Origin of the sequence: Sphingobacterium sp. UT-1RO-CII-1 (genome assembly GCF_026711005.1) — a bacterium.
GTDB lineage: Bacteria > Bacteroidota > Bacteroidia > Sphingobacteriales > Sphingobacteriaceae > Sphingobacterium.
In genome coordinates, this window is record NZ_JAPPVJ010000002.1 from 598512 (window position 1) to 614507 (window position 15996).

At 38.1% G+C, this 15996-nt stretch carries 10 protein-coding genes; 3 read left to right on the forward strand and 7 right to left on the reverse strand.

Annotation, left to right across the window (positions count from 1 at the left end):
- Positions 1 to 8 precede the first annotated feature (8 nt).
- Positions 9 to 1028, forward strand: coding sequence for an outer membrane beta-barrel family protein (locus ORI89_RS06485; protein ID WP_268229833.1), 1020 nt, complete (start codon positions 9 to 11; stop codon positions 1026 to 1028).
- 86 nt (positions 1029 to 1114) lie between these two features.
- Here ORI89_RS06485 and ORI89_RS06490 read toward each other — a convergent pair whose 3' ends face one another.
- Positions 1115 to 2383: a DUF2264 domain-containing protein gene (locus ORI89_RS06490; protein WP_268229630.1), complete on the reverse strand. Its 1269-nt coding sequence runs from the start codon at positions 2381 to 2383 to the stop codon at positions 1115 to 1117.
- Positions 2384 to 2724: 341 nt separating this feature from the next.
- The gene (locus ORI89_RS06495; protein WP_268229631.1) at positions 2725 to 3171 is read right to left on the reverse strand and encodes a hypothetical protein; all 447 of its coding nucleotides are present in this window, start codon (positions 3169 to 3171) and stop codon (positions 2725 to 2727) included.
- Between the two features lie 224 nt (positions 3172 to 3395).
- On the opposite strand from ORI89_RS06495, the gene ORI89_RS06500 reads away from it, so the two are divergent.
- Positions 3396 to 4334, forward strand: a complete 939-nt coding sequence (locus tag ORI89_RS06500) for a hypothetical protein (RefSeq protein ID WP_268229632.1) — start codon at positions 3396 to 3398, stop codon at positions 4332 to 4334.
- Here the strand turns inward: ORI89_RS06500 and ORI89_RS06505 are convergent.
- The 5 genes from ORI89_RS06505 to ORI89_RS06525 form a co-directional block, all read right to left on the reverse strand.
- Positions 4308 to 5654: an MFS transporter gene (locus ORI89_RS06505; RefSeq protein WP_268229633.1), complete on the reverse strand. Its 1347-nt coding sequence runs from the start codon at positions 5652 to 5654 to the stop codon at positions 4308 to 4310. The genes ORI89_RS06500 and ORI89_RS06505 overlap by 27 nt on opposite strands.
- Before the next feature lie 225 nt (positions 5655 to 5879).
- A complete protein-coding gene (locus ORI89_RS06510; RefSeq protein ID WP_268229634.1) occupies positions 5880 to 6866 on the reverse strand; it encodes a SusF/SusE family outer membrane protein in 987 nt (328 codons plus the stop codon).
- 217 nt (positions 6867 to 7083) lie between these two features.
- Positions 7084 to 8649 (reverse strand): RagB/SusD family nutrient uptake outer membrane protein, encoded by a 1566-nt coding sequence (locus tag ORI89_RS06515; RefSeq protein ID WP_268229635.1) that lies wholly within the window; start codon positions 8647 to 8649, stop codon positions 7084 to 7086.
- Between the two features lie 11 nt (positions 8650 to 8660).
- Positions 8661 to 11648: a SusC/RagA family TonB-linked outer membrane protein gene (locus tag ORI89_RS06520; RefSeq protein ID WP_268229636.1), complete on the reverse strand. Its 2988-nt coding sequence runs from the start codon at positions 11646 to 11648 to the stop codon at positions 8661 to 8663.
- Between the two features lie 426 nt (positions 11649 to 12074).
- Complete coding sequence (locus ORI89_RS06525; protein WP_268229637.1) at positions 12075 to 13088, reverse strand: LacI family DNA-binding transcriptional regulator; 1014 nt, start codon at positions 13086 to 13088, stop codon at positions 12075 to 12077.
- A gap of 476 nt (positions 13089 to 13564) precedes the next feature.
- Between ORI89_RS06525 and ORI89_RS06530 the strand changes: the two genes are divergently transcribed.
- Entirely contained in the window at positions 13565 to 15994 is a 2430-nt protein-coding gene (locus ORI89_RS06530) for an alpha/beta hydrolase family protein (protein ID WP_268229638.1), read from the forward strand.
- The last annotated feature ends 2 nt before the right edge of the window (positions 15995 to 15996 follow it).

Here is a 15996-nt window from a genome sequence, read left to right on the forward strand (position 1 = left end):
AGCGGATAATCGGGACTGATGATTTTGTACAGCGACCGGAGTATGGCGGAGACATTGACCTAACGCGAAAGATTCACTCTGTTTTTACACAGTACAATAAAACAGGAGAAAAATTAAGCTATAGCGCCGGACTGCGGTTAGAGCATACAGATAGGTTATTGGAGGAAGCCAAGGGAGATAATTATGCTTACAAGCAGTGGGATTTGTTTCCAACATTCTCCGCTTTATATAAAGCTGAGAATGGCTACGAATGGAAAGCTGCATACAGTAGGCGTATAGAAAGAACGAAAACAAGTATGATGAATCCGTTTATGGCGAGGCGACACTCGGAAGTATTGGAGGAAGGTGACACAGAGCTGCGCCCCGAGTTTATAGATGCAGTGGAAGTGGGTTTTGTGAAGAGCTTCGGCAAAAACTCGCTGTTTGCAAATGCTTTTTATAGGCATACTGCAAACCCTATCAGCCGGGTGAACAGTGTATATAATGATATTATTCTGTATCGAACTTACACGAACGCTAAGGCTTCGGATGCCTATGGTTTAGAAGCAGGATTGGACCTAAACCCTGTAAAATGGTGGAAATTATACTTTGGAGGAACGCTTTATCAATATGCTGTGAAGGGCAATATATTTGATGAAGAGCTAAAAGGAAATAGCCTGAATTATTCATTTAATATCAATACGCATTTTAAAATAACGCCTACATGGACTACCGAGCTGAATTTCAACTACCTCTCGCGGACAGAAACCGTCCAGGGAGAAGACACCCAATTATTTGTTCCTAATCTAAGCGTGAGGAAATCTGTTTTCAACAACAGAGGGGCGTTTACCTTGCAATGGGCCAGTATAAGCATGGGCTTATGGGATGCTAACCAGCAGCGATTAACGACAAGAGGAAGGGATTTTTACGCGTCGACAAATTATATTAATGAGGTTGATAAAATTTCTCTCAGTTTTAGTTATAAAATTAATGAACTGGGCAAGGTATTAAAGTTTAGTAAAAGTGAGTTTGGAGAGAAAGAGTTTTAAGACGTGCTACTAAAAGCATTCCCCTGTACCTTGCTAGCGGGATACAAGAGAATGTTGATGTTTATAAAAAATGGTCTTATTAAAAGCTAATAAGATACTACATAGTCTTTAGGGAAGGGATCGCCGTCAAACACCTTTTGAGATGTCCATTTTTCAGGTGCACAAGTCCAAAAGTCATCCGTGGCGGGCAAACCTAAAGGTAGAAATGAGAGAGAGGCCATATATAGTGAACCTGCATTTGTATAAGAGTCGCCTAAATCCTGCTGGCGATCGCCGACATAACCTATATGTAGCCAACCCAAACTATCAAAAGGATCTTTTTTATAGGTGTGTTTCAACACGGCTGTCAGCCCAGCTCTGACTTGGCCTTTAGAGATATCGGCAGGCAGTTTGCCATCAAGAGCAACAGATGCTAAAGATTGAAAGGCTGCATTCCGATAGGTGGACGACCTCCCGACGACTAGCGGATACCCCTCAGGAGATATCATACGCTCGACATGGTGCGCATAGCGCTGCATACGCTTATAAGCTCTGTCGTACATTTCCTGGTATTCTGCCCCAGCGGTGATGTTGTGCTGTAAGACCTCTACCAACAAGGAGTGAATGACATAAGCATTGTAATGGTCGAAACTGAACCGAGCACCATCACTATACCAGCCGTCGCCAACATACCAGTCTTTGTCAAACCTGTGGACAGCATGATCTATGCGCTCGCGATCGCATTCCTCGCCTACGTAGTATAAAAATGTTTCGGTCATGGCTGCAAAAAGCAACCAGTTGCTCTCGTAGGGTTTCACTCTTCTGAGTAGCTTAAGCTCGGTGATAAGCTGTTCTTTTACAGTACTGGGCAAAGGATGCCACAGGGCATCTGGAGCACGTAACAAGCCTTGCACGAGAAAAGCGGCATCGACTAAAGGCTGACTGGCTTTTCCGCGCCAAGCAAAGTAGTCTGGCGAATTTGGATCTACTCCGTGCTGGATGCCTAATAAAATCTGTTTCTTAAACTTTTTGCGTAGTTGCCCTTCCGTACTTTCATCGTCAGGTAAGGTTAGCCATGGTGCTATACCGGCAATCAAACGGCCAAATGCTTCCAGATAACCGACTGCCGCCCCCCTGCTATCGTAGGATGGGCTTAACGGCATAGGCATATTTTTCTGTAACTCGCCCTTGCTGATATTCTCTAGGATGGGTGTAGCCATTTTAGAGAGTAGAGACACCCAATATTCACGGTCGGAAATACCGTTATGTTCTTTCTGTTCGGAAAGATGAACGGGAGACGCCTGCAAAATAGTAGGCGATAAGATCGTGCCGGTGGTGATAGATGCAATAGTTTTTAGTAGGGTTCTTCTTTTCATAAGGTATGCTGCTAACAATTATTAATAGAACACCGATTATATATTTTATAATCGGTGCTTTAAAATTACAATATTAAACGAAATAACAACTTTGCTATTATTGTTTAAAATCTTCTAATCATCCCAACCATTATTTTGGGTTAAATCGGTATTTCGTTCTCTTTCTGCCTGAGGAATAGACCAAGTATAAAGCCGTTCTCCTAACCATTGATAAATTTACCATCAAAAACATAGACTCTATATCATCGATTTTTCTTTAACAATAAGGGATTGCATCAAAGATGCAAAAGGTATTTAAAGAGTGGTGCTCTTAATTATTCTTTACCAGAATAGTTTTTTTCCTATTTTAATCTTCTATATATCCTCGTACATGGTTCGTCGCAAGTCTCTGAGTTTAAAATCAGCGTATTGTTATCTACAATACTTGCATCAGCGTTTCCTTTAATAGAGTATTCGACCATTTCGGATGCACTACATTCAGCAAAAGAGACCTGTAGATTATTTTCTCCTTTATTCCCAAGTTTGCTCATATCATAAGTAAATTTACCAGTACATGGGAAATCTGGAGACTTAACATTTCCTTTGTCATCAAATGTTATAATATAATTTTTAGAACTAACATCATTCTTTTTTAGTAGAGCTGTTCCATCACTAAGGGAGTACTCAACTAGTTTCCATTTGCCGACTATTCCATCTTGTGAAGTGCCTGTGGCAAATTCACTACTGCTTTCCTTAGTACATGAAATTGACAAAATTAAAATAATATTAAAAAAAACACGAACCATCATAATTTTAAGGTGATTTTATTTTATATCCAAATTCTGTGCATAAATATAGCCATCTTGAAGCAATTCCACTATACAATTTCCCGAAGGAAGTCTTGGAACTTCAATATTATTTTCATTTGATTGAAGTTTTTACAACATTCTTACTTTGCATTCAAGTGAATATTGACTACTATTGTTTTATTATAGACAGTGAATAACTAGAACTTTATAAAATAATTAAACGCATGCGCAGCACCTACAACCACTTTCTGACGACACTTTTTTCTTTTGCAATAGGTAGTTTAATTTTTTTATCCTCCTGTAGCAAAGAGAGTAACGAAAACAACATTCCCTTAATCAACCCGGGATTAAAGAATATAGTACTGAGTGGGGGCTTAACAAATGATGTACTAAAAATAGAAGCGGATATCTGGGCTGTAGCTTACGTGAAAGATCAAAAAACGGGAACACTGTTTAACGATACAGAAGGAATCCCTTTAAAACTAGAAAGTATAAGCAAGGTGCAGCTCGAGGAAGGTTGGCTAGAATTAGAAAAGACAAAGGATAATAACCTCACTATCAATCTTAAAGAAAATTTCACAGACACTCCTAGAAGTTTTATTATCGGGATTTCAGCAGCCAACCGTATAGAGGATATTCGCATAGACCAAAGTAAAGGTGAAGGGTATGAACTGGTTAAAAAAGAGATTGTAGAAATTGAAGGAAGCAGAAAAATATACACAAGTACAGATGGTTGTACTACAATTACGCTGACGAATGGTAGCGATAAAGAAAAAAGCATGGAAACCAGCGCTGTTTTTAAAGATGTACAATCGTTATCGGAGTTTTCAAGTGACGATTATGGGGCTTTTGAATGGATGGACGAAGAAAACCCCTTCCTTTTAAGGGACGAAATTGAGGAGAATAATTTTATAGTCTGGGCACAACAAGTGCCTTACTTAAAAGGGATATCTACGGATAATTACGTTAAACCCAATAGCTCTAAAACAGAATTAACTGTGCAACCCTTTACAACAGTAAAATTAAGTGGTGAAATAGAATATTTAGAAAGAACCTCTAAGTATACATTGACTATCAAAAATAAAACTTCGGGAAACAACTTTGAAATAGAGGGCTTATGGAAACAAAAAGTAGCTTTATCTTCCCATTTGATTAGTGAATAGGCTAGCAGATTCTTTTATACGCCATGCACAAAAAGATGCTATTAGCATAAAAAAACCGCCTAAAACTATACCATAAATTGGTTGATTATTAAATACAAACTTGATCAGCATGCCTCCTAGTAAACCACAGATTATTTGGGGAAAAGTAATGAAAAAATTAAATATGCCCATGTAGACTCCCATTCTATGGGAAGGCAAACTATCAGCTAGTATGGCATAAGGGATAGATAAAACACTTCCCCATGCTATCCCTACCCCCATCATACATAGGAGCAGAGAGTAGGGTGACGATATAAATAATATAGAAATCATAGATACTCCTCCTATAAAAAGTCCTAGCCCATGTACCTTTGTTTTACCAAACCGAGCGACTAAACGAGAAATAAAAACAGCATAGAGGACAGATATTCCATTATATACTCCAAAAAGTACACCTACCCAGTTACCCGCCTCAATATAAAGTTGATTAAGATTACCTTCCATTTTATAAAAAACATGTTCAGCAATGGCAGGAGTCATGTACACCCACATCATAAAAAAAGCAAACCACGTATAAAATTGCACCCACCCTAGCTTTTTCATAATTAAAGGCATGTGTTTCAAATCGTAAAGAAAGCTCTTTATACCTTTTGTATTTACAGATTTATTATCAAATCCTAACTCGTAAGACGAATATTCCTTTGTTGTAAAAACTGTCCATAAAACAGTTAATACAAGTACTATTGCACCAATATAAAAAGAGTATCTAATATTATCGGGGATAACATTCTGCAAATCAGTAGTAGAAAAACCAAAATATCTCGTCAATAGATAAGGTAAGGATGAACCAAGAACAGCACCTATTCCTATTAAAATAGTTTGTACAGAGAAGCCTAAACTACGTTGTTTACTGGATAAGCTATCTCCTATTAGTGCTCGAAAGGGCTCCATAGTGAGATTAATTGACGTATCCATCAGCAATAATATACCTGCAACTATTAATAAAGAAGGCATTAAACTTGTAAAAAACACCGTGTTTGGCATAAGAAAAAGTGCTATGCCAGTTAAAAGTGCACCTACTAAAATGTAGGGTCTGCGTCGTCCTATTCTTGTCCAAGTACGATCACTGTAGTATCCTACAATAGGCTGTACAACCATGCCTGTTATAGGTGCGACCAGCCAAAAAAGAGAGAGGTACTCTGTGTCAGCCCCATGAGCTTGTAGAATACGAGAGGCATTACTATTTTGTAGAGCGAATCCCATCTGTATTCCTAAAAAGCCCATGCTCATATTAATAATCTGAAATATGCTTAAGGCTGGTTTAACACATATCTTGTTCATAAATATTCGTCAGACTTTAATTTAGGCCTTCTTAAAACAGTTTGGCACTAAATATAATATAAATTTCAAGATTTATTTTTTATAAAAATTGAAATTCATCTGAGGAACTAAATAGATACGTGTTTTAGATCATAGCTTACACCAAAGATCGAGTAAATTATGTTTAGCTTTTTTATTATTTGAGGTGGCTGTAAAACATGTGCAACCACCTCAAAATAGTCGAAATTATTGTTTATCTATTTTAGCTGTATAACCTTTTGGATCTAAATTTAATTCAATAATATATGTTCCTGCGGATTCGATAGCTATATTACCGGCTCCCCATGTTAAATTTGACAAGTCTCCGCCCAAATTAGCAGGGAAGCCGTCTATATCCCACTCATTATTATATCTAAATTTTAACTCACCTTTATTTAAAGAAGTGGTTATTTTCCAGGTATAATTTCCCTTATCACCACTAAAGACCATCGCGGTACTATTTTCCCAACCGCCAGCTGTTGCATCGCCTACAATACCCCACGTTACTTTCAATAACTCATAAGTCAACGCTTTTGCGTCCATACGAACCCGATAGAAGTCATCTTTATCCACTGTAATATTTTCGGCATCTTCATCTTGCAATAAAACGCCTGAAGCGGCCCCCTTACCATAGGCATTATCCCAACCTGATGTGCTCGGCACAAACTTAAATCCATCTCCATTAACAGTAATATATTCAAAAATATCAAACTGCTCTTTACTCTCACTATTGTATAAAAACATAGGAGTCGCTAACTCGGGGACCCAACCAGCTCCGGTAGAGCCACCTACTAAATACATTTCTGGGTTACTTTCTGAAATAAGAAGCGGTTTTTTCTTTTCGATACGTTCTCCTCCTGCATCGTAACTTAAAACAAGCTGAGCCTCTCCTATCCAAGATGCTTCGTTAGCGATCAATAACTCTCGGTAAATTATTCTTTCAGCCTCATTGAGGCTGACCTCTTCACTAAGTAAAACTTCTGAATCTTTAACAATGGCTATCTGAAAAGAACGCACATTATTAGAAATAAAACCAACCTTTAAAGACTGCCCTGCTTGGACCGCACTAGGTGTTGTTTCATTAATAGATACAATAGGTTCACTTATTCCATGTTCGACTTTTTTACAAGAATTGAAGCCTATTAAAAGTAATAATAACCCGATTAATATAATATGTGTATGTTGATTTTTCATATGTATATAATTACTTCGTGAGCTCGCAAGCTCGGTTTGATTTTTAGTTGCTATATGGAATACCCAAACTATATTATGAACATTTTTTTATTTTAAATAGGTGTTCGTACTACTGCTCAGTCATTCGTGCTACCTGCGCTATATGAATATTTCATATAATTTGTATTAAATGACACTACCTATCATTGTAAATAGCTAGTGTCATCATCCCCCCACCTTAATTTGTATAGCCTGGATTTGGTGTCAAGTTTCCATTATTAGCCAATACAGTCGCTGGAATTGGAAATATACGTTTATAAGTTTCTGCAGAATTTGCTTGCTTAAAAAGCATTGCATCTTCCCATTTTCCAAAACGGATCATATCGGTCCGACGGGTTACTTCAAAAGTAAATTCTAATCCACGCTCCTTGTAGATTGCTTCTTTAGTTAATGTAGCAATTGTAAAGTGCTTTTCAGGATTTGCTGGAAATGCCCGTGCACGAACCTGATTAGCAGCTGCAAGTGCTTCCGCCTTTGTTCCGTTAGTGGCACCTTGTAGTATAGCCTCGGCCTTCATCAATAGCACATCTGCTAAACGATATACAACCACATCATTATTTGCATTATTACTTATTTGATCCTTGTCTGGGTAATATTTTACAGAACGTGCGCCAGCTAGACGTCCAGCATCGGCAACTCCCCCGATATCAAAATCAGAACCTGGTAACAAATTATAACCATAAGGATCAATTACGACATTAACTCCATCATATATCAAAGGCTGCCCCGTTGCAGTATACTGCTGACCATACAACCATTGCTGTTTACGCATATCATCATCATCAAATAAGTCAAAGTAATCTGGTTGTGCGCTCCACCCATTCCACGTATTGACACTCAGACCATACGTCTCACGATGGGCATAATGCAACACTTTATTGAATAGTGTATTTCCCGTAGCACGAGATGCATGAAACGGAATAGAAAAAATGGGTTCAGAGTCTTGAGCCCCATTATCAGGTTTAAATTGAGCTAACATATCTGCCTGCAAAGTGAACATAGTCCCCTCGTTCAAGACTACATTTGTATGTTCAACTACCTTATCCCACTTTGCCTCCCCTGTATACACAAATGCATTAAGATATATCTTTGCCAATAAAGTGTGTGCAAACCATTTTGTAGGCCTTCCATAAGTACGTTCTGATTTCTCGGTACTGAGCAAAGCTATATTTTGCTCAAGCTCATTCACTATAAATTCAAACACTTGAGCACGAGCTGTGGTGGAAGGAAGCTCTCCCCCCGTATCAAATGAAGTTTGCAGTGGTATATTACCATAAGCATCCATCATCAAATAATAATACCAAGCGCGCATCGTCTTAATTTCTGCTATAGTTTGCTCTTTAGTATCTGACTCAGGAGCATTATTCAATACACCTAAGACTCGATTACATGTCCCAATTGCATTATATCCCCAATTCCAAGCATTACGCACGACTTCATGCGAAGAAGACCAGGTATGTTTATGCATATCTCTCCACTTCCCTCCATCAAACCAATCGCCACCTCGGGTAGGAATAATAACCTCATCTGAACCTGCTGTTTGTAGATCGAAATAATCGCTAAAATATCCTCTTGCTGAAGTGTACACCGGACCAGTGAGCGCTACAAACTGCTCAGGAGTTTTAGGGAAAGTATCTTCTGTATATTCAGAGTGCATATCTACATCAAACTTTGTACATGACACTCCTGTAAACAAAGTTCCAGCAAATAGCAACATATATAATTTGTTGAATCTAATTTTCATAATCCTTTTTATTAAAATGTTAAGTTAACGCCTACAACAAATGATCGTGTTCGTGGATAGTAGTTACGGTTATCAATACCAGGGGCCAACCCAGATAGACTTACTTCAGGATCAACTCCTTTATAATCTGTTAATACAAATAAATTCTGTCCGGTTACATATAATCGGGCCTGCTTAAAATATCGTGACGTATTGGTACTAAAACGATAACCCAAGGTTGCATTATCCAGGCGTAAAAAAGATGCATCTTCAATAAAGCGGCTCGAAGCTATTAACGGAGTTTCAAAAATGCCTTCTTTCACTGCATCTTTAGAAATATTAGTTACATTGGCTTGTTGAAGCCTTGACAAATCAGCTCTCGTAGCATTAAACACTTGATTACCATACATACCCCGTAAGAATATGTTCAAATCCCACTGCTTATACTTAAAGTTGTTGTTCCATCCATAAGTAAATTTAGGAAGTGCATGTCCCATCACCTGATAATCATCGGGTGCTGATATTTGATCCTGTGTTACCAATTCGCCCGACGCTTTCTGATAAATTGTACGTTTAGCTGCTTCATCATACCCTATATAATTAGCAACATAAAATGTACCGATCGGTTGACCTGGCAATACAATAGAAGCTGTTTGTCCTGTCCATCCTTCTAAACCAATACCACCTTCGTAGCGCTGAGCGACACCAATATTTTCAATATTAGAAGATAGAGATCCGACTTCATTAACATTTCTCGCAAAATTAACCGACGTGTTATAAGAAAAGTTGCTGTTTCTATAGACATTGGCATTTAAGACAATTTCCACTCCTTTGTTATTCATACTTGCACCGTTTGCAAGTAAACGATTATGCTGATATGGAGGAGATGGCACATCATATTCATAAAGAAGATCTTTTGTACGCTTGTCATAATATTCTACCGTACCACTAAACCTTCCTCTAAGAATTTCAAAGTCTACTCCAACATTAAACATGGATGTCGTTTCCCATTTTAAATCAAGATTTTCATTTTGATTTACTCCATAAGCAGACATCCATGTCCCATTATAAAGAAATTGCCCCGACTGTGGACCAAAAACAATAATAGAGCGATAAGGGTCTATGTTCTGATTACCAGAAACTCCATAACCAGCTCTCAGCTTCAGGTCTGAAAAGACGTTTTGATCAGCCATAAACGACTCACCGCTTATACGCCATGCAGCCGAAACAGAAGGGAAGGTTGCCCAGCGATTGTTAACACCAAACTTTGAAGATCCGTCTTTTCTTAGTGAAGCACTTAAAAGATACTTGTCATCATAATTATAACCTATACGTCCAAAGAACGAAATAAGACGAGACTCTTTAATTTTAGGAAAATCTGTATAAGGATTATAGCCTTCAGGAAGCATTCCCAAATTCAAGTTGTTACTACCTAGATCATCCGATAAAAACCCGACAGAAGATGCCCATATACCGTCATCATTCTTTGTGCTTTGGTAAGAATATCCGGCCATGGCATCTAAGGTGTGTTTATCCCTTGAAAATGTATAGTTTAGGTAAGACTCTAATATTTTATCCAAATGTTTTAAGTTTGTTCTATCAGCATACCCCCGACCTAAAGCCTTAGAATCAAAATCTGTACGATGCATATAATATTTTTTATCGTAATGAGTACGTTGATATGAAAGTACATTGGACCAAATTAAGCCTTCTATCAGTGTCAAATCTGCTTTGAAATTTGCTAAAAGAATATTGTTACTTCTCGATTCATCTCGTTGATTTAACATAGCAACAGGATTCATATAGTTTGTCCGACCGGGAATCTGAAAATAACCACCGTATTGTTCATATTGTGCTTCACTTGAACGGATGGGAGAAGTTGGTAAATAACGTGCTGCACCATTGAATATATTATAGTCAACATGTTCAGAATTATTAATACTGTTAGATAAGTTAATCGCTAATTTCAAACGATCATCAAAGGCATTCTGATCAATACCTGCTCGTGCTATAATACGTTCGACACCACTTCTTTTAACAATCCCTTGGTTATTAAAATAATTAACTGATGCATTATATCTCGTACCTTCGCTTCCTCCCATCAATGACAGATTATGATTATGAGAAAATCCAGTTCTAGTGATCTCTTTCTGCCAATCTGTAGCATGCCCACTTTCATTGGCTGCTACTGTTAGATTATGTTCTTCTATAAACTGTTTATGCTCAGCCGCACTCAGTACATTCACACTATTAGCGACAGATTCACTTGCTGCCCATCCACTGTAAGACAATACCGGAGCACCGGCTTTACCTCTCTTTGTGGTAACGAAAATAACTCCATTAGCCGCACGAGACCCATAAATAGCTGTAGAGGAAGCGTCTTTCATCACATCCATGGATACAATATCATCCGGAGCTATAAGCTCTATACTGGCTCCCACTATACCATCAATAACATATAATGGTGAAGAACTCGCAGTTAAAGATGATGGCCCCCTAAGCTGTATAGTGGAACTTGCAGTAGGATCGCCACCTGATTTATTAACTGTAAGCCCAGCTACTTTTCCTGCCAATAATTGGTCTGGAGAAATAACAACACCTTTGTTAAACTCTTCCGGCGTCACGTTAGACACAGAGCCGGTTATTTGTTTCTTTCGAACAGTACCATAACCGATAACTACTACTTCATCTAAGCTACTAGCAGTAGAAACTAAAGTAAAGTCTAAGGTATTTTCAGTTCCTGAAGTTGTTAACTTCTGTTCTCCTTGCTCATACCCCATCATATACACAGTTACTGTATAAGTACCGATTGGTATTACACTAAGCGAATACTGTCCATCAGGACCTGTTGAGGTAATTTTTTGTTGGCCAACAACCTGCACAGTTGCTCCAGCAATACCTTTTCCTTCAACATCAACAACACGTCCCTTCAATTGTGTTGTCTGAGCGAACGTCAGTGCACTGAGCAACAGTAAACAGCTTATAGCCACCACTGTACGGAATGTAAATTTGTTCATCATGTGATTAGTTTGTTATTATTGTTTTAGTTCATTTTGTTAGCATAACACTGATATCTCTGTCCTAGTGATCCCCCTTCTCTCTACAGATTATTCTCTCACTACAATCTCAACTATACGAGTAGCAAATAATCGTTATTATATCGTATCGCTTTTGCAGCATTAAAAACATCTAATACTAAAGGCAATAGCTTTCCAACAATAATATTTCGTTCTTTAATTTGGTAAATCATTTTTCTTTAGAAAAGAAGAATGAAATCAGTAAATTATGAAAAGAACAGCAACTACTTTATTTTATTGAGATTGTTTTTTTTATAATCGTTAGGATTTCGGGAATGTTCCCGAAACCAAATCAAAGATAATATCTTTAAAGTACTTTCCAAAAGTGAAACTGCTTTTTTTATAAAAATAATAATGGGATAGATATAATTAAGTCGTAGCAGTAGATTCTTGCAATAGAAGACTGGAGCTTAATAAAGTGATCTCCTGATTTAAATAAGATTTAGGTTCATTAATTTCTTCCATTAAGTACTTAGCAGCAACCCTTCCCATCTCAAAAGCAGGCTGTTTTACCACACTTAACGAAGGTTCTAAAAGATCGGCAATTTCCAAACAAGAATAACAAATCAATTTTAGGTCTTCGGGAATACGTATGCCCTCTTCTTTTGCGACACGAATTGTAGATATAGCAAGACGCTCTACTGAAGCGAAAATAGCATCGGGCTTTTGTTCTCTGATAAAATTTCTAATATCTCTTCTATTAATGAGCTCGTCATTCTCTGTATCCAACAAGAGATGATCTTGAAAAATTTTCCCATTATCTTCCAATCCTTTCTTATAACCTTCCAACCGAACTTTACCAATAGAAACCATTTGATTAATGGTAAAATAGGCTATTTTATCACAACCACTATCAATAAGATGTTGCGTGGCTAAGCGACTGGATTCAAAATCATTACCCGTTACGAAATTCGTATGAATATCTTCGTAGCTCCGATCAAAGAAAACAACAGGAATACTATGATCTATTAATGTTTGAAGATGACTATGATCTTTACCTTCTCCTGAAGCCGAGATTAAAACGCCATCTACCCGTCCATTTACTAAAGAACGAACTATACTAGCTTCATTGTGAACATTACTATCAGTAACATAAATTAAAGTATGATATTTTTCGTTTCGTGCTATTAGCTCAATTCCTTTAATTGCCTGACTAAAAAAATTATCACCAAATTCAGGAATAATAATAGCGATGGTCCGACTTCGATTAACGCGTAGATTACTCGCATACAAATTGGGCGAAAACCCCAGCTCATCAGCCATGGCTAATATCCTTTCTTTGGTTTTCGCACTAATATCACTACTATCTCGAAAAGCGCGGGAAACTGTAGATTTAGATAAACCAAGTCGTTTCGCCAAATCAATTATAGTAATCTGTGACATAGCAAAATAATTTTAAAATATATTTGGAACAGCCCTATCGCCCACACAAAGCTTCTGAATAACTTCATTAGAATTATCGAAGCGCAATATACACTTATTTTTTTCACTATAAGCCCACTCTTTAGTAACTACATCTTTCATAAAATCACTACGCAACGCTAAGTAACTAATCGGATACATAATAATTTCAAAAACATTAACCAACCATTATTTAATAAAAATAACTTATGTTTATGTGCTAAAAAGTGCTTAAGCACTTTATTCGGCTAACAGATTAAACATCGAAAAAAAATTTTCATTTGGAGACTATTAGACAAACGATAAAGACTTCTATACGCAATTCTAACGATAAGCAACTTAACGCAAAGACTACCATTCAACGTCTTATTTAAAAAGCTACGTCCTGATTTGAAAAAATAATAAGTCGCCTTTTTATGCTAACTAAAAAAACACACGATACATTTAAATATATGCAGATGAATTTTAAAAGAAAAACCAACTGGATTGCTCTGGCTAAAGGTTTAACTTTTATTACAACCGCTTGGTTGTCGACGATGCCCTCGTTTGGGCAAGAGCAGATCCCTTACAAGGTACCACCACAAAGTATTGTTGATTTAATAGATGCTCCGCAAATACCAAATATTAAAATAAGTAATGATGGTACATGGATGTTAATCTTAGAATCTCCGGGATTTGAAACAGTCGAACAAATAGCCCAACCTGTGCTAGGTCTCGCGGGTATACGCATAAACCCGATTACTTATACTACGGTAGGAGAAAATTCGGGAGCATTTCGTTCGATAAAAATTAAGAATATAAAGACAAACGAAGAGTTTACTTTTGAGGGCTTACCCCAAAACATACAACTCAGTGATATTACTTGGTCTCCATCAGAAACGTCTCTGGCTTTTCTCAACAAAACATTAAAGCAAACAGAGCTCTGGGTTGCTGATTTGCAGTCGCGCCAAGCAAAAAAAATATTGGATCAGGTGAATGATACATTCGGAAAAACATTTCAATGGAAGAATGACAATGAACTGCTCGTACAACAGATAGCCTTTGCAGACCAGGAAGTACCTAAGGAAAACCCCGTTCCTAAAGGTCCTATCGTGCAAGAAAACCTAGACGGTATTACACCTGCGAGAACCTACCAAAACCTACTGGGTAATGCATATGACGAAGAACTAATGGCTTATTATTTAAGTTCTAAGCTGGTGGAAGTCAATAAAAATGGACAGGCTAAAGATATAGGCGTATCCGGAATATTAAAAAATAGCAGCTATGCTCCTAATGGGGAGTACCTACTTATAGAAAAAATTGTAAGACCCTATTCATACCTTGTGCCCATACAGCTGTTCCCGACCGAAGTTTCTATTTTGAAGCTAACTGACAAGACAAGCACAAGGGTGCATACTATTCCTTTAGCTGACAATTTACCCATCAGTTTTGATGCTGTAGTGGCTGGTCCTCGCAATTTTTCGTGGAGAAAAGACAAAGATGCAACTCTACTATGGACAGCCGCCGCAGATAAAGGCAACCCCAATGAAAACAGCGAAGTGCGCGATGAGCTTTTTGAAGCAACGGCCCCTTTTGCTATCAATAATGCTACAAAAGTATACGCTGGAAAATACCGTATCCGTCAGGTTTTATGGGGTACAGGTTTTGGTATCATCGAGGAAAGCTGGCGCAAAGACCGTACTTCACAACTTAGCCTCATAGATGCAAAAACAAATAAGGTATTACGCATTTTAGCGAATCGGAAATCAGAGGACACCTATTCCGACCCTGGTAATCTGCTCGTGGACAAAAAAGGAATATTGCGCGGTGACAATAAAGGAAATATTTACACACAGGGACTCGGAGCCTCTCCCGAGGGAGACCGACCGTTTATCATGCGCTGGAATGTGTTTTCGACTAAACAAGATACGTTATATAAGTCGAAAAGAAACTATTATGAAGAGCCACTATACTACGACTTGAAGGAAACTATTTACGTGTTTCGGGAATCTTCTACAGTCTCGCCGAATGTTTTTTCTATCGGTATAAAATCCAAGCAAGAAAAACAGATGACACATTTCGCTGACCCATACCCGAGCTTACAGAACGTGCAAAAGACATTGCTATCCTATCCACGTAAAGATGGTCTTAAGCTATCTGCAACCCTGTATTTGCCTGAAAATTTTAAAACCGGTGACAAACCTCTGCCCGTACTTATCTGGGCTTACCCAAGAGAGTTTAAAACCAGAGAAGCAGCAGGCCAGGTGAAAGGGTCGCCGAATCGCTACCCACGATTAGCATTCCGCTCGCCCGTCTTTTGGGTAACAAGAGGTTATGCTGTTCTTGATCAGGCGGACATGCCTATAGTAGGTGAAGGAAGCAACGAACCCAACGATACTTTTATACAGCAAATTGAAGATAATGCAAAGGCCTTAATCGATTATGTTGTTGACTTAGGCGTTGCCGACCGTAGCCGTATCGGAGTCGGTGGACACTCCTATGGTGCTTTTATGACGGCCAACCTATTGGCACATACTGATCTTTTTGCAGCAGGTATTGCTCGAAGCGGCGCCTACAATAGGACATTAACACCTTTCGGTTTTCAAGGAGAATCACGCACCTATTGGCAGGCTAAAGATGTTTATGATAAAATGTCTCCCTTCACTTATGCCCCAAATATTAAAAAACCATTACTGCTGACACACGGTATGGATGATGAGAATTCGGGCACATTTCCTATACAAAGTGAACGATTATACGCTGCAATAAAAGGACACGGAGGAGTTGTACGTCTTGTACTTTTACCAAAAGAATTCCATGGCTACCGCAGCCGTGAAGGTGTTCTCCATACTTTTTGGGAACAGGATCAATGGTTAGAAAATCATGTTAAAAACAGGAAGGATAAATAACA

What these genes read in the sequence shown, in the direction of transcription:
- ORI89_RS06515 (WP_268229635.1), bottom strand. Translation starts at nt 8,649, where the DNA reads ATGAAAATTAGATTCAACAAATTATATATGTTGCTATTTGCTGGAACT.
- ORI89_RS06510 (WP_268229634.1), bottom strand. Translation starts at nt 6,866, where the DNA reads ATGAAAAATCAACATACACATATTATATTAATCGGGTTATTATTACTT.
- ORI89_RS06525 (WP_268229637.1), bottom strand. Translation starts at nt 13,088, where the DNA reads ATGTCACAGATTACTATAATTGATTTGGCGAAACGACTTGGTTTATCT.
- ORI89_RS06490 (WP_268229630.1), bottom strand. Translation starts at nt 2,383, where the DNA reads ATGAAAAGAAGAACCCTACTAAAAACTATTGCATCTATCACCACCGGC.
- ORI89_RS06500 (WP_268229632.1), top strand. Translation starts at nt 3,396, where the DNA reads ATGCGCAGCACCTACAACCACTTTCTGACGACACTTTTTTCTTTTGCA.
- ORI89_RS06505 (WP_268229633.1), bottom strand. Translation starts at nt 5,654, where the DNA reads ATGAACAAGATATGTGTTAAACCAGCCTTAAGCATATTTCAGATTATT.
- ORI89_RS06520 (WP_268229636.1), bottom strand. Translation starts at nt 11,648, where the DNA reads ATGATGAACAAATTTACATTCCGTACAGTGGTGGCTATAAGCTGTTTA.
- ORI89_RS06495 (WP_268229631.1), bottom strand. Translation starts at nt 3,171, where the DNA reads ATGATGGTTCGTGTTTTTTTTAATATTATTTTAATTTTGTCAATTTCA.
- ORI89_RS06530 (WP_268229638.1), top strand. Translation starts at nt 13,565, where the DNA reads ATGAATTTTAAAAGAAAAACCAACTGGATTGCTCTGGCTAAAGGTTTA.